Source organism: Rhodococcus sp. PSBB066 (assembly GCF_017068255.1).
GTDB classification, from domain to species: domain Bacteria; phylum Actinomycetota; class Actinomycetes; order Mycobacteriales; family Mycobacteriaceae; genus Rhodococcus; species Rhodococcus aetherivorans.
Window position 1 is genome coordinate 4969293 of record NZ_CP070859.1, and the last position, 18981, is coordinate 4988273.

An 18981-nucleotide genomic window follows, 5' to 3' on the forward strand; every position below is an offset into this window, starting at 1 on the left:
CCCGCCGCCCGTCGCCCCTGCCTTCGGAGAACCAATGCCTGTCTTTCACGACGGTCTCGCCGAGACCGCCCCTCCCCGTGGCCCGGTCGTCGAAACCGACGTCGTCATCGTCGGGTCCGGCCCCGCCGGCGCCTCCGCCGCACTGTTCCTGTCCACGCTCGGCATCGACAACATCATGATCACCAAGTACCGGTGGACCGCCAACACGCCACGCGCTCACATCACCAATCAGCGGACGATGGAGATCTTCCGCGACGTGGGCATCGAGCAGCAGGTCCTTGCGGAGGCGTCCCCCCACGCCATCATGGGTGACACCGTGTTCTGCACCGCCCTGGCGGGCGAGGAACTCGGGCGGATCCTGGCGTGGGGTACCCACCCCGCACGCGAGGCCGACTACGTGCTCGCCTCGCCGTCCCTCAACTGCGACATTCCGCAGACGCATCTCGAACCGATCCTCGTGAAGAACGCCACGGTCCGCGGTACGCAGACGCGGTTCTCGACCGAGTACCTCTCGCATTCCGAGGTCGCCGATGGGGTCACCGTCCGTGTTCTCGATCGGCTCGACGGCCGCGAATTCGACATCCGGGCCAAGTATCTGATCGGGGCGGACGGCGCCCGCTCCACGATCGCGGCCTCCCTCGACCTGCCGTTCGAGGGCCGGATGGACATTGCCGGTTCGATGAACATCACGTTCCGTGCCGACCTCACCGACCTCGTCGCGCACCGCCCCTCGGTGCTGTACTGGGTGGTGCAGCCCGGCTCGGATGTCGGCGGCATCGGCGCCGGACTCGTCCGCATGGTGCGCCCGTGGAACGAGTGGCTCGCAGTGTGGGGCTACGACATCGAGCTGCCGCCACCGGAGATGAACGACGATCACGCCCGGGAGATCGTCCGCACCATGATCGGTCGCGACGACATCGACGTGGAGATCACGGGCTACTCGCTGTGGGGCAACAACGAGATGTACGCCACGCACATGCAGTCGCACCGGGTCTTCATCGCCGGCGACGCGGCCCACCGTCATCCGCCGAGCAACGGCCTGGGCTCCAACACCTCGATCCAAGACTCCTACAACCTCGCCTGGAAGATTGCCGCCGTGCTGGAAGGACGCGCCGGTCCGGGACTCCTCGAGACCTACTCGGTCGAACGTGTCCCTGTCGCCGAGCAGATCGTCAGGCGCGCCAACAAGTCCAGTCGGGAGTTCGTGGGAATCTTCGAAGCCCTCGGCACAACTCGGGCGACGACGGTCGAACACATGCAGGCCGAACTCGCCGAACTCCGGGCCGACACACCCGAAGGTGCCACCAAGAGGCAGGCGCTCGCGGCGGCGATGGAGCTCAAGAACTACGAATTCAACGCTCTCGGCGTCGAGCTGGGGCAGAACTACGCCGGCTCCACCGCGGTGGCCGGGGACGGGAGCGTCCTGCCCGCCCCCGCTCGGGATCCGGAACTCTACTACGAGCCGCACACGTATCCCGGTGTGCGCCTCCCGCATTGCTGGGTAGGCAACTCGACGAGCAAGATGTCCACTCACGATCTGGCGAAGTACACGCAGTTCACTCTCTTCACCGGCAAGACCGGCCGGGCGTGGGCCGGCGCGGCGGCGAAGGTCTCGGAGGAACTCGGCGTCGAGGTGGTCCCGATCGTGATCGGAGCCGGCGAGCAGGTACAGGACCTGTACTTCGACTGGAACAGGCTGCGGGAGGTGGCGGAGGACGGTGCGGTCCTGGTCCGGCCGGACACCCACATCGGATGGCGAGCACACCGTGTGGCGGACGACCCGGTGGCCGCACTGCGCGACGCCATGCTCCGAATCCTGCACCGGCAGGCGTGACCGATGGGACTGTCGTTCACCCATGAGGCCCTTCCGCAGCGCGTGGTGTTCGGGGCCGGAGGCGCACGCCGCCACCTCGCGGCCGAGATCGACCGGCTCGGCGCCGCGCGGGTCATGCTCGTGGCATCGGCGGCGGAAGATGCCCTCGCCGACCGCATCGCCGGGGACCTGCCGGTGGTTTACCGCTGGTCGGAGGTCCATCCGCACGTCCCCGTCGAGGTTGCGCGACGAGCACGGCGGGCCGCAATCGACGCCGAGGCCGACGCCCTCGTCAGTATCGGCGGAGGATCGGCCGTCGGCCTGGCCAAGGCCGTCGCGATGACCACCGGCCTACCGATCGTGGCCGTGCCGACGACCTACGCCGGTTCGGAAGCGACCAACGTGTGGGGGCTGACCGAGAAGGGGGTGAAGACCACCGGCGCCGACAACGCGGTCCTTCCGGCCTCGGTGATCTACGACTCCGAGCTGACCGTCACCCTGCCGGTCGATCTCAGTGTCGCCAGCGGCCTGAACGCGCTCGCCCACTGCATCGACTCGCTGTGGGCCCCGCGCGCCGATCCGATCAATGCCGCGCTCTGCCTCGAGGGCGCCCGTGCCCTCGCCACCGGCCTGCCGGAGGTTGTCGCGGACCCCGGCGGCATCGACGGCCGCGACCGCTGCCTGTACGGCGCGTACCTCGCTGCCATGGGGTTCGCGTCGGCCGGCGCGGGCATGCACCACCAGATCTGCCACGTCCTCGGTGGCGCATACGGTCTGCCGCATGCGCAGACCCACGCCGTCGTGCTGCCCTACGTGCTGGCCTTCAACGCCGCGTCGCTCCGCACGCTCGGCCGGCGCCTCGCCGTCGCGCTGGGATCCCCGACCCCGACGGATCCCGATGCGGCCTCCGCAGCGCTCGACGAACTACGGCGGCGCTCGAACGCTCCGACGTCTCTCGCCGAGCTGGGGATGCGCGAGGCGGATCTTCCCGACGCGGTGCGGCGCTGCCTTGCCGCCGTTCCCGACACCAATCCCACACCCGTCACGCCGCGGAACCTGACCGAGCTGCTGTACGCGGCGTGGTCGGGGCGGCAGACCCGGAGGACTCCGTGAACGCCCCATCTGATCACCCTCACGAGCCGTTCCATTCCACCCCTCGCCCACTCGACGCGCCGCCCTCCGTATCGCCCGAACAGGCACGGCGCGAGCAGGACCTCGTCGACCGGGTCGTCGCGTCGTTCGACAACACCGGTTCGCCGCGCCTGCGTCAGCTCATGCGGGCGCTCGTCCAGCATCTGCACACATTCGTGCGCGAGGTACGGCTCACCGAGCAGGAATGGAGTACCGCCGTCGGCTTTCTCACCGAGTGCGGACACATCACCGACGACAAACGCCAGGAGTTCGTCCTCCTGTCGGACGTCCTCGGTGTCTCGATGCAGACCATCGCCGTCAACAACGAGGCCATCGGCGACGCCACCGCGTCGACCGTGTTCGGGCCGTTCTTCGTCGAAGGGTCACCGCGCATCGAGACCGGCGGCGACCTGACGTTCGGCGCGAAGGGCCAACCGTGCCGAGTGCAGGGCACCGTCCGCGACCTCACCGGCCGGCCTGTGCCGGGCGCGCGCATCGAGGTGTGGGAGACCGACGAGGACGGACTGTACGACGTGCAGTACCGCGACGATCGGGTCGCGGCTCGCGCTCACCTGTTCACCGGCGACGACGGCCGGTACAGCTTCTGGGGACTGACCCCCACCCCCTACCCGATTCCGCACGACGGTCCGGTCGGGCGGCTGCTCGAAGCCGCCGGGCGGTCACCGATACGCGCGTCCCACCTGCACTTCATGGTGTCCGCGCCGGGACTTCGAACGCTCGTCACCCATATATTCGTCGACGGCTGCGACTACCTCGACCGCGACAGCGTGTTCGGTGTCGAGGACTCGCTCGTCAAGGACTTCGTCCAGCACTCGGCCCAGGAGACTCCGCCGGACGGACACGACCTCGCGGGGCGCAGCTGGGCGAGCGTCGATTTCGACATCGTGCTGGCGCCCGCCGAGTAGGCCGGCCGTGGCGACGCCGGTACCGACCGTCCGAGTTTGTGCGGCGCGCGCCTAGACGCGGACGGTGACGTCCGGGTTCTCGGGGATGCGGATTCCGGCCTCGGCGAGACGCTGGGCCGCGTCCTCCGCGGTGGACGGCCGGCCGGTGGTGATGTAGCTGCCGGTCGGCACCACGGAGTGGACGATGGTGTCCGGGTAGACGTGCACGAGGTTGAAGCCCTGGGCACCGTCGTGGCCGCGCTGGCACCCGGCCGGAACGTTGAGGTCCTGGGTGTAGCACGTCGAGGAGGCCACGGAGACGGGGATGTCGGCGAAGGTCGCGGTCGTGGTGTAGTGCAGGTGCCCGGCGAGGATGGTGCGCACGTCGGTGCCGCGCAGCACCTCGGCGAGGCCGGCCTGGTCGCGCAGCTCGACGAGCACGGCCTGGTCGAACACGCTGGGCACCGGCGGGTGGTGCATGGCGAGGATGGTGCCGAAGCGCGCCGACGTCTCGAGTTCCTGCGCCAGCCAGTTCAGCTGTTCCTGCGAGATCTCGCCGTGGTGGAAGCCGGGCACCGAGGTGTCGAGGGTGATGATGCGCAGGCCGTTGACGTCGTATACGCGGTCGATCGGGCCGGTGGACGGCGCCTGATCCAGCAGCAGTTCACGGAAGGTGGCACGGTCGTCATGGTTGCCCATGGCCCACACGATCTGCGCGCCGAGCGCCTGCGCGACGGGCTCGACGAGGCCGCGCAGCTTCGAGTAGGCGTCGGGCTGGCCGCGGTCGGCGAGGTCACCGGTGAACACGAGCGCGTCCGGCTGTACCTGGGACGCGCGGATATCGGCGAGAATCTGCCGCACCCGGGCGTCGGCGTCGACCGTCCCGTAGAGCAGTTCGTCTCCGCCGACCAGGTGGGTGTCGGTGATGTGCAGCAGGGTGTGCGAGGGCCTCGGGTATTCGGCTATTCGCTCGGCCCCACGAGGGCTGCCCATGATCTCTCACTTCCGTTCGCCGACGTGCTCAGGGGCACACGTCGAGTATGACCATAGTCGAACGGGTTCGGGTTGCCCTTGGGCACCCCGGAGTCGACGCGACGGCGAACAGGGCGGAAACCTCGGGTGCCGTCAGGCGAGGTGCGCCCCCAACGGCGTGGATTCCGGCTGGTCGAGGCGCCAGAACATGCCGCCGTCGCACGATTCGACGTCACCGCTGAGGTAGCTGGCGACGGCGACGGCGGCGGTGGTCGGATCGGGAAACCGTCGGCCCTCCATCGGACCGGCCGTGATCTCGAGGACGCCGGTGGCGGGGTCGAACCGCCCCTTGACCCGGTAGCCGTCCCAGTCGGCGAGCACCGGCAGCCGCGGGTCCTCGGCGACCTCGGGTTCGGCCGCCCCGCGTGCCTTGCCCGAGGCGCTCGCCTTGCGCGCGCGGTTGCGGGCGAGCCGCTCCTGCTCGGCCTCGGCCGCGTCGTCGTCGGTGTAGCGGGTGGTGTCCTTGGCCGGCGTCAGGCCGAGCAGGTCCCAGCGGTCCTTGCCGTGGGCGACGCTGCTGAGCGGGATGGCGTGGCTTCCGGTGCGGGTCCGGCCGCGCGCATCGGCCATCCAGATGTCGACCTCGGCGGCGATCCCCGCCGCGACCTCGTCGGACGGCAGCACGAAGTACGTCACCGGGGTGCTCCCCAGGTCCACGAAGACCCAGAACTGCGAGCCCGTGTCGTCGGCGTCCGGCAGGGCGTCCTGCCGTCGCGCCTGCCAGTCCCCGTCGATCTTGGCGCGGACGCGCACGATGCAGCTGTTCCCGTCGACGCCCCACACCTGGACCGGGTTGCGCGGCAGGTGCTCGAGCCGCTCGGCGCGGCCCCCGCGCTGGATGACCTCGGAAATGAAGGCTTGGATGCCTCGACCGGCCGTATCTTGCACTCGACTGCGTCCATTTCTGTGCTGCGCCCCGTACGCATCGGTGAGCTGTGTTGCGACGGGTCCAACGCGGCACGACTCGAGTTTCTGTACTCCAGAGTACGGGCAGGGGTTCGGCGGTAGCCGGACGAGTCGGCCTTCGGTGGGTCGGCCCGGGTGCCGCGACGACGTCCGCCCCGCGCCGACGAGGGGTAATTTTGCTGCCATGAGCACGTCCTGGCAGGACCCGAAGGCTGTGAACCTGATGCTCGACGACTGCGACACCTGGGCGGTGGTCGGGCTGTCCGGCAATCCCGGCCGGACCGCGTATCGGATCGCGCGCCTGTTGCAGGAGCGCGGCAAGCGGATCGTCCCCATTCATCCGAACGCGCCGACGGTGCTCGGCGAGCAGGGCTACGCGTCCCTCGCCGACGTCCCGTTCCCCGTCGAGGTGGTCGACGTGTTCCGCCGGTCGGAGTCGGCGGGCGAGTTCGCCGACCAGGCCGTCGCGATCGGCGCGAAGGGCGTGTGGTTCCAGCTCGGCGTGATCGACGAGGACGCGTTCCGGCGCACCACCGAGCAGGGCGTGGCGATGGTGATGGACGCGTGCCCGGCGATCGAGTGGGGCAGGCGGCGCGGCTGAGCCCGCTGCTGCGCCGCGGCGTCGCCCTCGCTGACCGGCCGACCCGCCGGCGACGGCCGGCCGCCGTGCCGATCGAGCGGAGGGATCAGGACGCCAGGATCCGGGCCTTCTCGGCCTCGAACTCGGCCTCGGTGAGCACGCCTTGTGTTTTCAGCTCGGCGAGGTCCTTCAATGCGGCGATCCGGTCCGTCCCTCCCGGCGCCGCCGGGGCGGCCGGCGTCGGGGCAGGTTCGGGCGGGTACTGCGCATCGCGGTCGTATGGAGCCTGCTCCTGCGCCGCCCAGCGCTGGCCCTGCCGCCGGGACACCCGGTTGGACACGGCGGTGGCGGTTCCGGCCACCACGGCGGTACGGGCGACTCCGCGAAGCAGTCCGGGCATGGTGCACTCCTCGGGTACTCGAATGGTATATCGATTCGAATTACTCTGTTCTACTTCAGCTTTCAGATCCAAGGGCGTCCAGAGACGACAGGATGCTCTGCACCGGGATGCGGCCCGACGCGACGAGCTGGGCGCCGTTGCGACGCAGCGCCCGCGCGAAGGGCGCGGCCCAGGTGTTCTCGTAGACCAGGACGGCTGCCGAGCAGCCCGGCTCGAGCGCGGCTCCGGCTTCGGCGAAGTCGGTGTCGTCGAGCAGACCCGAGGCGGCCTCCGCGAACAGGGTCACGTCGATCTCGCCCTCGAGCCCGACCTCGGCGATGTCGATCCCGGCGACGGAGCCGTCGGGGTCCTTGCGGACGAACGCCAGGTCCAGCACGCGGATGATGCCGCGCTCGACGAGATCGCGCAGGAGCGGTAGCGCCGACCCGTCGGGAGGGCGATCGGCAGGAAACTCGATGACGAGATAGTCGACCGGACCCATCTCGTCGATGTCGGAATCGGTCACCAGGAGCCTCGTTTCAGCGACGGAACCAGTGTTCGGCGGGCGCACCACCCCACCACCTGTTCGACGATAGTCCGCGCGCGGCAACCCGCATCAGTTTTTGCACATGTGGCATCGGGACACCGACCCGCCCCCGGCGCATGCCGGTCTCGTGACCGCTTCGAAACGGGAAAAAGGCCCAAAGCCACTGCAGAGAAACAGAGCCGAAGCGCACACTGGGCGATACCAGTCCCGCCTCGGAAGGGGAGCATCATGTCTCAGAACGTGCGTGCCGATCAGGAAGGCATGTCCGTCAAACAGGGCATCGCCGCGGGGACGTCGATCGGGGCCGCGGTCATCATGGCCACGATCGGCATTCTGCAGTTCTTCCAGGGGATTGCGGCGGTGGCCGAGGACGAGGTGTTCGTCCAGGGCCAGGAGTACACCTTCAAATTCGACCTCACCACCTGGGGGTGGGTCCACATCGTCTTCGGCGTGGTGATGGTGGTCGTGGGCATCGCCCTGATCAGCGGCGCGACGTGGGCACGAGTGTCGGCAATTGTCATCGCTGCGCTGTCGATCCTCGCGAACTTCCTGTGGCTCCCGTACTACCCGTGGTGGTCGATCCTGATCATCGCACTCGACGTGGTGGTGATCTGGGCGATCTCGACCTGGAACCCGCGAGCCGACTACTACTGACCAGGGCGAGGAGGAGATCCGGACCTTCGTTCCCCTGCTGATCGAGAAGTCGGCCTGGCGCGAAATCGGGAATGCTTCTCGCTCGTCCCGGACCGGTCGCACATAGGCGGACAGCAATGACACCACAGGGAACCGGGGCCCAGGACGATTCGGCGCCGAGCGCGCCCGACACGGCGAACACCGGTGCAGGTCTTCCCGGCTCCGGACATCGCACCGCGACCGTGGAGGCCGCGGCAGGAGACGACGAGAGCCGGTCGCCCGAGACCGTGGGCCGCCGGAAGCTGCTGTACGTCACCCTTCCGGGGTGCTGGGGCGCACTGATCTTCGCGTGCTTGTCGTTCACGCCGTCGCTGCTACCACGCGGAGGCCTGCTCCAGGGCATGATCTGTGGCATTACTGCCGCGATCGGCTACGGGTTGGGGGTGTTCGCGGCGTTCGTGTGGCGCGCATTCGCCGACCGAGGCCCTCGACGTCCGCGGCGCGGCTCCTGGCTGGTCTTCCTCGTCGCCGCGGCGGTGCTGTTCGTCGGCTCCTTCGCCATCGGTCAGTACTGGCAGCACGAGATCCGCGTGTTGATGGGGGTCACCGAGTACAACGTCGCGCTCGTGGTCCTCTCCCCCGTCGTGGCTGCAGTGATGTTCGGTCTCCTCCTGGCGGTCGGACGCGGCGTCCGGGGCTTGTATCGCTGGCTGGCCGCTCTGCTCAACCGGTGGATCGGACATCGCGCGGCGACCGTGGTCGGGTGGCTCGCGGTCGCCTGGCTCGTCTATGCGGTCGTGTCGGGTGTGCTGCTCGGTGGCCTCGTCGGTGTCGCCAACTCGGCGTTCTCGGTGCGGGACACCATGACCCCGGAGGGCATACAGCAGCCCACGACCGGCCTGCGTTCGGGCGGACCGGGATCGGTGGTGCCGTGGGAGTCGTTGGGGTGGCAGGGGCGCAGCTTCATCGGCTCCGGCCCCTCCACGGAGGAGCTCACACAGTTCGCCCAACGCCCGGCCCTGGAGCCGATCCGGACCTATGCCGGACTGGCGTCGGCCGACGACTCCGAATCCCGGGCGGCGTCGGCGGTCGAGGACCTCAGCCGTGCCGGAGGTTTCCAGCGGGGGAACCTGCTGGTGATCACCACCACGGGAAGCGGGTGGGTGGACCCGGCGCTGGTGGATTCGTTCGAGTATCTCACCGGTGGCGACGCGGCGACCGTGGCGCTCCAGTACTCGTACCTGCCGTCGTGGATCTCCTATCTGGTCGATCAGTCGAAGGCCCGGCAAGCCGGTCGCGATCTGTTCGACGCGGTCTACGACGTGTGGTCGAAACTGCCACAGGACAACCGCCCCCGGCTGTTCGTCGCCGGAGAGAGCCTCGGCTCGTTCGGCGGCGAGACCGCCTTCAGCGGCGAATACGATCTGCGCAACCGCACCTCGGGGACGCTGTTCGTCGGCCCCCCGAACTTCAACACCCTGTTCCGGGAATTCAGCGATCGGCGTGCCCCGGGCAGCCCGGAGATCGAGCCGGTCTACCAGAACGGGCGCACGGTGCGGTTCACCAACGATCCCCGGACGGAGATTCCTCCTGCGGACACGCCCTGGGACGGCAGTCGGGTCCTGTACCTGATGCATCCGTCCGACCCGATCGTCTGGTGGAGCCCGAATCTGATCCTCGGCGAACCGGACTGGATCGGTCAGCCACCCGGACAGGATGTGCTCGAGGAGATGTTCTGGATGCCGTTCGTGACGTTCTGGCAGGTCACCGCGGACCTGCCGTTCTCCACCGGTGTCCCGGGCGGCCACGGCCACAAATACACCTCCGGGTACGTCGACGGGTGGAACGCGGTCATGCAACCGACGGGGATCACCCCCGAGCAACTCACCACCCTCCGGACGATCATCGAAGCCGGCGAGTAGGACAGGAGGGGCGTTCCGGTGGCGATGATTCGAGTGATGTTCCGGCACCGAATCTTCCGAGACCCGGGGAACCACCTGCTCGTCGACGTCGACGACAGTCCGACCAGGGCGTGGCGGTAGTGATGGACGCGCGCCCGGCCGTCGGGTGCGGCAGGCGGCGCGGCTGACGGCCCTACCGAGCGGCCGGCGAGCGGGCGACGCACCCGGGCACGGCCTCCCGGGGTGCCGCGAGCCGGTAGCTGCCGGCGTGGAACAGCAGCGGCTCGTCCTCTCCCCGTTCGTACTCCCGCACCCGGCCGACGAAGATGGTGTGATCGCCCTCCACGTAAGCATTTTCGCGGGTGCACACGAACCGGGCGAGGCATCCGCCGAGCAGCGGCACCCCGCCGGGCCCCTCGTCGACCGGCAGCCCGGCGAACTTGTCCTCGGCGGGCCGGGAGAACCGCTGCGACAGCCCCTGCTGCTCGACCCCCAGCACGTGGACTGCGAAATACTCGGCGGTGCAGAACGTTTCATAGCTGGGCGCCCGGTTGGCGAGGCAGAACAGCAGCAGGGGCGGATCGAGCGACAGGGAGGTCAGCGAGTTCGCGGTGATGCCGGCCCGCCGGGCGCCGGCACCGCGCGCGGTAATGACGGTGACGCCGGTGGCGAACTGGCCGAAGGCGTTGCGCAGGTCGCGGAGATCGAGTCCGTGGGTGGTCATGGCGTCACTCCTGTCCGGCGAGTTCGGCCATGAGCTGATCGGCCCGTTCGGGGCCCATGGCGGTGTAGCCGCCGTCGACGGCGTAGTCGGCTCCGGTGACGAACGACGCCTCGGGCGAGAGCAGGAACCGCACCACGGCAGCCACCTCCGCCGGGTCGCCGGTGCGGCCGAGCAGGTGCAGCGGCGCGGCCACCCGGTCGGCCTTGACGCGGTCCCCGCCGGCGAGCTGGTCGATGGCGTTGGACCAGGTCCAGCCGGGCGAGACGGAGTTGACGCGGATGCCGTCGGCGGCGAGGTCGAGGGCCATGTTGCGGGTGAGCTGGACCATGGCGGCCTTGCTGACGGGGTACGTCCAGCGCCCGGCCTGCGCGACGCGCGCGGAGGTGGAGGTGAAGTTGACGACGGCGGCCCGGTCGGAGCGGCGCAGCCACGGCAGCGCGAGCCCGGTGAGGACGGCGGCGCTGACGACGTTGACGTCGAGGGTGGCGAGCCAGTCGGAGCGGGTGGAGGCGGGCCCGTTGTCGCGGTAGACGCAGGCGAGGTTGACGAGGTGGTCGATGCCGCCGTGACGGTCGGCGATCGCGGCGACGGTGCCGGCGAGGGCTTCGTCGTCGGTGAGGTCGGTGCGGTGGAAGCTCGCCTGCTCGCCCAGCCGGTCGGCGACGGCTCCGCCGGCGGGATCGACGTCGACGATCGCGACGGACCAGCCGTCCTTGGCGAGGGCTTCGGCGACGGCCGCGCCGATCATGGTGGCGCCGCCGGTGACGACGGCAGTGGGGGCGGTGGTGGTCATGGCTGCTCCGGGGTCGTGGGGTGCGGTCCGTCGTCGGCGGGTTCGCCGGTGAGGGCGGCGCGGGTGAGCTCGAGCCGGGATCGGATCCCGAGCTTGCGGTAGGTGGTCTTGAGGTACTGCTTGACGGTGTAGCGGCTGAGGAAGAGCTTCTCGGCGATCTGCTGGTCCTGCAGGCCCGCGACGGCGAGGGCGGCGATCTCGCGTTCGCGGGCGGAGAGCTGCGAGGCGAGGTGGTCGGGCAGCGCGGCGACGCCCGGTGCGGCGGGCAACAGCTCGAGCAGTGCCACGACGCGGCGGGCGCCGCCGCGGTCGGTGACGCAGCTCTGCACCTGCAGGTGCCGGGACACCCCGTCGAGGCGCACGTCCAGGACGAAGGTCTGCCGCATGCCGGCGTCGGCGTCGCGGCCGGGCCCGCCGGCTTCGATGAGCCCGGTCAGCCAGAGCGTGGGCTCGCTGATGCCGACCCGGCCGAGCAGGGCCCGCGCCGCGGCGTTGACCTGGCGTTGCCCGGTGGCGAGATCGAGGATGACCGTGGCCTCGCTCGACAAGTCGAGCGCGGCCCACAGGTCGTCCTGCACGGCGCGGGCCGCCTCCCGCCGGGCCACCTCGGTGACCGCGACACCCACGAGCCGGCCCAGGGCGCCGGCGACGGCGATCTCCGCGGGCGACGCCAGCGCGAGCCGGTCGTTGTCGGCGAAGTTGAGGGTGCCGACGACGTGGCCGCGTTCGATGATGGGCGCCTCGAGCACCATCCGCATGTCGTGCAGGCGGGCCACGTCGCGGAAGAACGGGGACTCGGTCCACGTGTTCTCGCTCATCAGCCGGCTGCTGTGGGTGGGGCGGCGGCGTTGCTCGAGCGTGCGCAGCACGGGGTCCTGGTGGCGGCCGAGTTCCTCGTACAGCGTCAGGAAGCGTTCGCTGACGCCCTCCGCGGCGGCCAGCGGGGTGCGGCCGGGCGAGTCGCCGAACAGGTAGATGCCGAAGGCACGGGACGGCAGCACCCGCGGGACGAGGTCCATGCACAGGTCCTGGATCGCCTCGACCGTGTCGACGGCGAGGAGGGACTCGGCGACGTCGGCGAGATCGGTCGCGACGGTGCGATCGTCGTCGTCACCGTCGAACGGGAACTCGATGTCCATGGCCCCCTGCACCTCCTCGGCCGCCCGTGCGGCGGCCTCCACCCTCGTATCGGCAACCCGCCCGGCGTTCAGGACGCCGCCGGCCGGTAGCGGAGGACGAACGACCCGCGGTCGTCGACCTCGACGGCGAACTCGTCGGGCACCACGACGCTGCTGGTGCCCAGTTCGATGATCGCCGGCCCCTCCAAGTGTGCGCCCACGCCGAGGCCGTGCCCGTCGTACACCGCGGCCTCGACCATCGTCCGGTGCAGCACCGACCAGATCGGGCGGGTGCCGATCCGCCCGGTGCCGTCGCCGGTGGGCACGACGGCGCTGTCGAGGCGCGGCTTGGGGGTGGTGCCGACGACGCTGAGCCGGATGTTGAGCACGTCGATCGGCATGTCCGGGGAGCGGTAGCCGAACAGGGCGTCGTGCATGGCGTGGAACCGCTCGGCGACGTCGGCGAGGTCGACGCCGTCGAGGGACGACGGGTCGAGCGGCACGTTGATCTCGTACCACTGGCCGCGGTAGCGCATGTCCAGCGAGGGTTGCAGGGTCACCTCGGTGTCGGCGACGCCTTCCTCGGCGAGGATCTTGCGGCCGCGCATGGCCATGTCGTGCCAGATCCCGAGGAGTTCTCCGGTGTCGAGGGCGGCGAGTTCGGCCTTGTGGCTCTGCACGAAGTCGTGCTGGAAGTCGCACACGAGCATGCCGGCGGCGCAGAAGATCGACGACTCGCGCGGGGTGACGAGCACGGGGATCTCGAGTTCGCGGGCGATGGCGGCGGCGTGGACGGGCCCGGCTCCCCCGGCGACGACGATCGGGAAGTCGCGGGCGTCGAGACCGCGGCGGACGGTGATCTCCCGGACACCGGCGGCCATGCCGACGTTGACGACGTCGTAGATGCCGGCGGCGGCCTCCTCGACGGAGATGCCGAGGGGTTCGGCGACGTCGCGGCGGATCGCCTCGATCGAGGCCTCCCGGTCGAGGGGGATGTCGCCGCCGAGGAAGCTCGCGGGGTCGACGTAGCCGAGGACGACGTCGGCGTCGGTGACGGTGGCGCGGGTGCCGCCGCGGCCGTAGCAGGCGGGTCCGGGGACGGCGCCGGCGCTCTCGGGGCCGACGCGCAGCAGGCCGCCCTCGTCGACGTAGGCGATGCTGCCGCCGCCGGCGCCGATGGTGTGGATGTCGACCATGGGCAGGGCGATGCGGCCGCGGTCGATCTGCCCGTCGGTCATCACGAGCGGCCGGCCGTCGTTGACGACGGCGGCGTCGAAGCTGGTGCCGCCCATGTCGACGGTCAGGCAGCGGTCCCAGCCGTGCGGGGCGACCTCGAGCAGGCCGGCGGTGGGCCCGGACGCCGGGCCGGACAGCAGCGACAGGGCGGCACGGCGGGCCAGCTCGTCGGGGGTGGCGACGCCGCCGTTGGACTGCATGAGCAGCAGGATGCCGGTGAATCCCGCCGCGTCGAGCGCCTCGGTGAGCACCCGAAGGTAGCGCGTGATGATCGGTCCCGCATAGGAATTGAGCACGGCGGTGCTGGTGCGGTCGTAGTAGCGCACCTGCGGCAGCAGCTCGCTCGAGCGGGTCAGGTACACGCCGGGCAGCTCGGCGGCGAGGATGTCGGCGGCCTGTCGTTCGTGCTCGTCGCCGGCGTGCGAGTGCATGAACGACACCGCCACGGCCTCGACGCCCTCGCGCCGGAACAGTTCGGCGGCGGCACGCACGTCGTCGGTGGCGAGCGGGGTGACCTCGGTGCCCTCGTGGTCGAGGCGGCCGCCGACGGGCCGGCGCAGCGCCCGGGGCACGAGCGGCGCCGGCGGCGTGAGCCGGTTGTCGTAGGCGTCCTCGCGGGTGCCGTCGCGCATCTGCAGCACGTCGCGGAAGCCCTCGGTGGTGAGCAGGCCGGTCTTGGCGCCGGTGCGGGTGAGCAGGGCGTTGGTGGTGACGGTGGTGCCGTGCACGATGGTGTGGACCTGCGCGAGCAGGCCGGTGAGGGTCTCCCCGCGCCGCTCGGCGATCTCGGTCAGGCCCTTGACGACCGCGGTGGACGGGTCGGAGGGGATGGAGCTGGTCTTGTGCACGAGCCGGGTGCCGTCCTCGTGGACGACGAGGAAGTCGGTGAAGGTGCCACCGACGTCGACTCCGATGCGGATGCTGGGTGTTGCCGACATGGTCACTGTCCGCCTTTCCGGGTGTTGCGCAGCTGAGCGGTTGCCTCGGCGTCGAGGGTGCGGGTGGCGGCGTCGACGACGACGCCGTAGCGGATGCGGGCCTGTTCCGCGGAGAGCAGTTCGTTGCGGACCTCGTCGGCGACGAGGTCGGCGGGCCGCAGCAGCGGGTCGCCGTAGCCGGCGCCGCCGCCGCTGACGGAGCGGACCACCGAGCCGGACGGGAGCTCGACGAGTTCCTTCGACCCCCACTCGTGGGTGGTGCCGTCGGGGTATTCGACGGTCATGCGGTTCATGCCGGAGGGGCCGCCGCCGAACAGGCCGGCTCCGGGGGCGCCGCCCTCGGATTCGACGGATTCGCCGATGGTGACGCCGATTTCGGAGTCGCCGTAGCAGCGCCACGCCGAGCGGGTGCCGAGGCCGCCGCGCCACTGGCCGGCGCCGGCCGAATCCGGTAGGTACTCGTGATATTCGAGGAAGTGCGGGCTCGACAGCTCGAACATCTCCGGGTCCGGGGAGCGCATCTGCCCGGCGGTGCCGGTGAAGCCGAGCGCGTCCCAACCGTCGGTGCCCTTCATGGCGCCGGGGCCGTTGCGCTGGAACACGGTGAGGGTCACGAACGGCTGTTCGGTGCGCGGGTCGGTGCCGTTGAGGGCGGTGCAGATGAATTTGTTCCACCCGGCGGTGACGCGGTCCGGCAGGGCGTCGGCGAGGGCCGACATGATGGCGTCGACGACCTCGTCGCACATCTGGTTGCCGAAGATGGTCGCGGCCGGGAAGTGCGGGTTGAGCAGCGAGCCGGGCCGGAACACGGTGTGCACGGGCCGGAACAGGCCGTCGTTGGTGGGGATGTTGATGCCGCCGGCGGCGACGAGCATGAGGAACGCGATGCGCACGGCGCCCATCGCGGAGGCGGGCGGCATGTTGGTGATGCCGGGGGCCTGATCGTCGGTGCGGGAGAAGTCGAAGGTGACCTCGTCGCCGGAGACGGTGATGTCGCAGGCGACCTTGTAGCGGCGAGTGGGGTCGAGGCCGTCGGAGATCATCCAGCTCTCGCCGTGGTACACCCCGTCGGGCCAGCGGCCGATCTCGGCACGGACCTGCTTCTCGGAGCTGTCGAGGATGTAGTCCATGTGGGCGTCGAAGGTGCCGCGGCCGTAGCGGCCGAGCAGTTCGACGAGGCGGCGCGAGCCCACGGTGCACGCGCCGACCATGGACTTGATGTCCTCCATGACGAAGTCGATGCGGATGTTGGCGCCGACGAAGTCCCACACGTCCTTGCGCAGCACTCCCCCGGCCATGATCTTCACGGGCGGGATGCGCAGGGCCTCCTGCCAGATCTCGGTGGCGCTGGGGTTGTAGCCGCCGATGGTCATGCCGCCGATGTCGGCCATGTGGCCCTTGGCGGCGGCCCAGCCGACGAGTTCGCCCTCGTGGAAGATGGGCAGGTAGACGCCGGTGTCGGCGTTCTGGTTGCCGCCGGTGTAGACGTCGTTGTGGAGGATGACGTCGCCCTCGGCGATGTCGTCGCCGAAGTAGTCGATGATGTATTCGAGTGGCGGCTGGGCGCCGAAGGCGATGATGGCGGCGAACTCGGCCTGGGCGAGGGTGCGGCCGTGCTTGTCGAACAGCACCGTCACCAGGTCGCCGATCTCGTTGAAGATCGGCGAGCGGGACGAGCGCATCAGCATCGTCGCCATCTCCTTGGCGATGGCGTCGACGCGCCGCTGCAGCACCGACGCGAGGATCGGGTCGATGGCGGTGCCGCCCGCCGTGCCGGCGGTGGGGCGTTCCAGGGTGGTCATGATTGCTCTACCTCTCTCAGACCCGGTACAGCTCGGTCGGAAACTTGGACAGGGTGCGGGTGCGCCCGGCCTCGACGACGCAGGTGTCGGCCATGTAGCCCATGGCGCCGGAGTCGGCGTCCCACAGCATGGGGTGCAGGGCGATCACCATGCCCTCGGCGGTGACGGTGACGGCCTCGTGGTTCTCGTTGTCCTGCACCATCTCCAGGCCCACCCACGGCTCCTCGAGCACGTCGAGGCCGAGGCCGTGGCCGGACCAGTAGGACGACCTGACCCCGTGCTGCTCGATCGCGGCGATGACGTCGCGCTGCACACCGGACATCGTGGTGCCGGGGCGCAGGGCGGCGCTTCCGGCGGCCATGCCGGAGCACACCGCGTCGGCGAGGCGCTGCACCTCCGGCGTGGGCGGGGCGAAGGTGACCATGCGGGACAGTTCCATCCAGTAGCCGGCGGGCCCGACGAGTTCGTAGCTGAAGGTGAACACGTCGTGGGCGGTGAGTTCCCGGCCGCCGGGGGCCCCGAACGTCGGGCACGGGCCGGTCGGCTCGTCGTCGGCGTACATGGTGAGGAACAGCGGGTCCTCGGCGCCGAGCGAGTAGGCGACGCGGTACATCTCGGCGGCGACGGCGCGTTCGGTCGTGCCGGGGCGGGCGATCTCGAGCAGCCGTTCGAAGCAGCGGTCGGCGATGTACGCGGACTCCTCGGCGCCACGGATCTCGGCGGCCGTCTTCACGGCGCGGACCTGCTCGAACATCGCACTCGCGTCCTCGAACACGGTGCCGGGCAGTTCCTCGGTGAGGTGCAGGTAGTCCTCGACCTTCATGACCTGCCCCATGCCGACGATGCCGACGCGGGCCGGTGCCGCACCCCGGGTGAGGGTCTTGACGAGCGCCTCGGAGAGTTTCTCGGCGTAGACGTAGTCGTCGATCCAGCCGGTGCGGGGCCGGCGGCCGCCCTCGAGGTTCTTCGGCAGCACGAGGGTGGGCGCGGCGCCGGGGTGCAGGACGGCGTAGCCGTAGCGGTGCGAGAGGTTGTAGTCGGCGAGGTAGCGCAGGGCGCCCTTGTGGCCGCGGTAGTCGGCGGCGGCGAACAGCAGCGCGTCGTAACCGTCGCGCTCCATCCGCTCGTGCAGCAGCCGCCAGCGCCGGTCGCGCTCGGCGAGGGTGGCGATCACGCGCTCACCGCCCGCGGGAAGTGGCTGCCGCGCAGCGTGTTCCGGACCTGCCCGGCGAGGATCTTCGCGGTGCCGGCGGCGACGACCGCGCCGGGGCGGCGATCGGTGTGCTCGCCGATCCACCGGTCGGCGGCCGCGCGCTCGGTGAGCCACGGGAAGGCGGTGGGAGGTGCGTCGAAGACCTGCGCGAAGCGGGTGGCGAGGCGCTGGTCGGCGAAGCACGCGGTGAGCACCCGCTGCGGTGTCTTGCCGAGCGGTTCGAGGAGCAGGTTGGTGAACCGGTAGGTGCCGGCGATGTGCTCCTCGTAGACGCCTTCGAAGGTGCGGGTGATCCATTCGGCGTCGAAGGGTCCGTCGCCGCGGGCGAGGAGGGCGTCGAAGTAGTGCCCGGCCTGCCGGATGCCGGAGCCGGCGCCCTGACCGGCGACGGGGTCGTAGGCGACGGACGTGTCGCCGAGGCTCATCATCGGCCGGCCGCCCGGGGTGGTGCCCAGCCCGGAGCGCACGGACGGGGTGACCCGGCCCTTGAGCCACGAGTGCGGGTCGTCGAGCATCGGCTCCATGTTCCGCATCGACGGCCAGTCCCACGGGGCGTAGTCGCGGGCCAGGCGCGAGGCGGTCGCGAAGGCCTGCTCGACGGTGGTGACGTCGGCCCAGCAGTCGAACGGGCCGCCGGGCTTGGCCTCGAACACCAGGCACCAGACGTTCTCGCCGGACTTGTGCAGGAACGGCACCCAGAAGATCTCCCCGGCGTCGCCGAAGAGGTTGAAGCACACGCCCGTCGAGCCCTCGACACGGTTGGGGAAGGCGGTGCCGTCGGTGGGGATGCCGCGCACGAGCACCATGGCGAGGTTGCGCTGCGGGGTGTCGTAGACGCTGCGCCGCGCGTCGCGGGCGAACAGCGACGACAATCCGTACTTGCCGGTGGAGACGACGGTCAGGTCGCTGCCGGCGGCGATGTCGTCGAGGTCGTCGGGCTGCACCGATGTCACGACGATGTTGCCGCCGAGTTCGGCCAGGCGCACCATCCGGTCGTACGACTTGCGGCGCACGTCCACGGCACCGCCGGCGGCGTCGCCGAGCGCGGAGCCGAAGTGCACCAGCTCCTGCCCGATCTTCGGGCTGAAGCACACGTGTAGGGCGTCCATCGGCACGCCCTTGTCGTCGTAGCCGGGGCAGCCGAGCCGCAGCTCGGTGGCGACCGAGCGGTGGAACAGGGCCGCGGTGCCGGTCGGGGAGGTCTCGTGCAGGATCTCCTCGGCGGTCTTGTCGGTGTAGAGGTCTACTTGGAAGCCGTTGGCCTGCAGGGCCATCGACAGGAGGGTTCCGGCCTGGCCGGCCCCGATCACGGAGATTCTTCTCATGGCGG

At 70.3% G+C, this 18981-nt stretch carries 17 protein-coding genes; 6 read left to right on the top strand and 11 right to left on the bottom strand.

What is annotated here, in order from left to right; translation table 11 throughout:
• Positions 1–34: 34 nt before the first annotated feature.
• Genes JYA75_RS22535 through JYA75_RS22545 form a run of 3 tightly spaced genes read left to right on the top strand, consistent with a single transcriptional unit; the run spans position 35 to position 3870 of the window.
• Positions 35–1834: an FAD-dependent monooxygenase gene (locus JYA75_RS22535; RefSeq protein ID WP_006933086.1), complete on the top strand. Its 1800-nt coding sequence runs from the start codon at positions 35–37 to the stop codon at positions 1832–1834.
• Between the two features lie 3 nt (positions 1835–1837).
• Positions 1838–2926 carry a maleylacetate reductase gene (locus JYA75_RS22540; protein ID WP_006933088.1) on the top strand — a complete coding sequence of 363 codons (1089 nt, stop codon included), beginning with the start codon at positions 1838–1840 and terminating at the stop codon, positions 2924–2926.
• A complete protein-coding gene (locus JYA75_RS22545) occupies positions 2923–3870 on the top strand; it encodes a dioxygenase (protein ID WP_203329389.1) in 948 nt (315 codons plus the stop codon). Before JYA75_RS22540 ends, JYA75_RS22545 begins: the two co-directional genes overlap by 4 nt.
• A gap of 51 nt (positions 3871–3921) precedes the next feature.
• Here JYA75_RS22545 and JYA75_RS22550 read toward each other — a convergent pair whose 3' ends face one another.
• Both JYA75_RS22550 and JYA75_RS22555 read right to left on the bottom strand, forming a co-directional pair.
• Positions 3922–4842: a phosphodiesterase gene (locus JYA75_RS22550; RefSeq protein WP_006933091.1), complete on the bottom strand. Its 921-nt coding sequence runs from the start codon at positions 4840–4842 to the stop codon at positions 3922–3924.
• A 132-nt stretch (positions 4843–4974) separates the two neighbouring features.
• Positions 4975–5769, bottom strand: a complete 795-nt coding sequence (locus JYA75_RS22555) for a hypothetical protein (protein WP_006933093.1) — start codon at positions 5767–5769, stop codon at positions 4975–4977.
• A gap of 202 nt (positions 5770–5971) precedes the next feature.
• Between JYA75_RS22555 and JYA75_RS22560 the strand changes: the two genes are divergently transcribed.
• The gene (locus tag JYA75_RS22560; protein ID WP_029542672.1) at positions 5972–6388 is read left to right on the top strand and encodes a CoA-binding protein; all 417 of its coding nucleotides are present in this window, start codon (positions 5972–5974) and stop codon (positions 6386–6388) included.
• Positions 6389–6473: 85 nt separating this feature from the next.
• On the opposite strand, the gene JYA75_RS22565 is transcribed toward JYA75_RS22560, so the two are convergent.
• Positions 6474–6767, bottom strand: a complete 294-nt coding sequence (locus tag JYA75_RS22565) for an SHOCT domain-containing protein (RefSeq protein WP_185713632.1) — start codon at positions 6765–6767, stop codon at positions 6474–6476.
• A 55-nt stretch (positions 6768–6822) separates the two neighbouring features.
• On the bottom strand, positions 6823–7272 hold the full coding sequence (locus JYA75_RS22570; protein ID WP_006933101.1) for a DUF6325 family protein: 450 nt from the start codon (positions 7270–7272) through the stop codon (positions 6823–6825).
• Between the two features lie 249 nt (positions 7273–7521).
• Between JYA75_RS22570 and JYA75_RS22575 the strand changes: the two genes are divergently transcribed.
• The gene (locus JYA75_RS22575; protein WP_006933103.1) at positions 7522–7947 is read left to right on the top strand and encodes a hypothetical protein; all 426 of its coding nucleotides are present in this window, start codon (positions 7522–7524) and stop codon (positions 7945–7947) included.
• A gap of 116 nt (positions 7948–8063) precedes the next feature.
• Positions 8064–9848, top strand: a complete 1785-nt coding sequence (locus JYA75_RS22580; protein ID WP_185113639.1) for an alpha/beta-hydrolase family protein — start codon at positions 8064–8066, stop codon at positions 9846–9848.
• Between the two features lie 172 nt (positions 9849–10020).
• Here JYA75_RS22580 and JYA75_RS22585 read toward each other — a convergent pair whose 3' ends face one another.
• The 7 genes from JYA75_RS22585 to JYA75_RS22615 all read right to left on the bottom strand — a co-directional run bounded on the left by JYA75_RS22585 (position 10021) and on the right by JYA75_RS22615 (position 18976).
• Positions 10021–10551 carry a flavin reductase family protein gene (locus JYA75_RS22585; protein ID WP_006933107.1) on the bottom strand — a complete coding sequence of 177 codons (531 nt, stop codon included), beginning with the start codon at positions 10549–10551 and terminating at the stop codon, positions 10021–10023.
• A gap of 4 nt (positions 10552–10555) precedes the next feature.
• Positions 10556–11344, bottom strand: coding sequence for an SDR family oxidoreductase (locus tag JYA75_RS22590; RefSeq protein ID WP_203329390.1), 789 nt, complete (start codon positions 11342–11344; stop codon positions 10556–10558).
• Entirely contained in the window at positions 11341–12483 is a 1143-nt protein-coding gene (locus JYA75_RS22595) for a LuxR C-terminal-related transcriptional regulator (protein WP_203329391.1), read from the bottom strand. The genes JYA75_RS22590 and JYA75_RS22595 overlap by 4 nt, the downstream gene beginning before the upstream one ends.
• 68 nt (positions 12484–12551) lie before the next feature.
• Positions 12552–14636: a hydantoinase/oxoprolinase family protein gene (locus JYA75_RS22600; protein WP_239010486.1), complete on the bottom strand. Its 2085-nt coding sequence runs from the start codon at positions 14634–14636 to the stop codon at positions 12552–12554.
• Between the two features lie 2 nt (positions 14637–14638).
• Positions 14639–16438, bottom strand: coding sequence for a hydantoinase B/oxoprolinase family protein (locus tag JYA75_RS22605; RefSeq protein ID WP_065922788.1), 1800 nt, complete (start codon positions 16436–16438; stop codon positions 14639–14641).
• Between the two features lie 16 nt (positions 16439–16454).
• The gene (locus tag JYA75_RS22610) at positions 16455–17612 is read right to left on the bottom strand and encodes a Xaa-Pro peptidase family protein (protein ID WP_203329393.1); all 1158 of its coding nucleotides are present in this window, start codon (positions 17610–17612) and stop codon (positions 16455–16457) included.
• Complete coding sequence (locus JYA75_RS22615; protein ID WP_203329394.1) at positions 17609–18976, bottom strand: styrene monooxygenase/indole monooxygenase family protein; 1368 nt, start codon at positions 18974–18976, stop codon at positions 17609–17611. Before JYA75_RS22615 ends, JYA75_RS22610 begins: the two co-directional genes overlap by 4 nt.
• Positions 18977–18981: the final 5 nt, after the last annotated feature.

What these genes read in the sequence shown, in the direction of transcription:
- JYA75_RS22580 (WP_185113639.1), top strand. Translation starts at nt 8,064, where the DNA reads ATGACACCACAGGGAACCGGGGCCCAGGACGATTCGGCGCCGAGCGCG.
- JYA75_RS22560 (WP_029542672.1), top strand. Translation starts at nt 5,972, where the DNA reads ATGAGCACGTCCTGGCAGGACCCGAAGGCTGTGAACCTGATGCTCGAC.
- JYA75_RS22585 (WP_006933107.1), bottom strand. Translation starts at nt 10,551, where the DNA reads ATGACCACCCACGGACTCGATCTCCGCGACCTGCGCAACGCCTTCGGC.
- JYA75_RS22590 (WP_203329390.1), bottom strand. Translation starts at nt 11,344, where the DNA reads ATGACCACCACCGCCCCCACTGCCGTCGTCACCGGCGGCGCCACCATG.
- JYA75_RS22565 (WP_185713632.1), bottom strand. Translation starts at nt 6,767, where the DNA reads ATGCCCGGACTGCTTCGCGGAGTCGCCCGTACCGCCGTGGTGGCCGGA.
- JYA75_RS22605 (WP_065922788.1), bottom strand. Translation starts at nt 16,438, where the DNA reads ATGACCACCCTGGAACGCCCCACCGCCGGCACGGCGGGCGGCACCGCC.
- JYA75_RS22600 (WP_239010486.1), bottom strand. Translation starts at nt 14,636, where the DNA reads ATGTCGGCAACACCCAGCATCCGCATCGGAGTCGACGTCGGTGGCACC.
- JYA75_RS22575 (WP_006933103.1), top strand. Translation starts at nt 7,522, where the DNA reads ATGTCTCAGAACGTGCGTGCCGATCAGGAAGGCATGTCCGTCAAACAG.
- JYA75_RS22535 (WP_006933086.1), top strand. Translation starts at nt 35, where the DNA reads ATGCCTGTCTTTCACGACGGTCTCGCCGAGACCGCCCCTCCCCGTGGC.
- JYA75_RS22550 (WP_006933091.1), bottom strand. Translation starts at nt 4,842, where the DNA reads ATGGGCAGCCCTCGTGGGGCCGAGCGAATAGCCGAATACCCGAGGCCC.
- JYA75_RS22540 (WP_006933088.1), top strand. Translation starts at nt 1,838, where the DNA reads ATGGGACTGTCGTTCACCCATGAGGCCCTTCCGCAGCGCGTGGTGTTC.
- JYA75_RS22595 (WP_203329391.1), bottom strand. Translation starts at nt 12,483, where the DNA reads ATGGACATCGAGTTCCCGTTCGACGGTGACGACGACGATCGCACCGTC.
- JYA75_RS22615 (WP_203329394.1), bottom strand. Translation starts at nt 18,976, where the DNA reads ATGAGAAGAATCTCCGTGATCGGGGCCGGCCAGGCCGGAACCCTCCTG.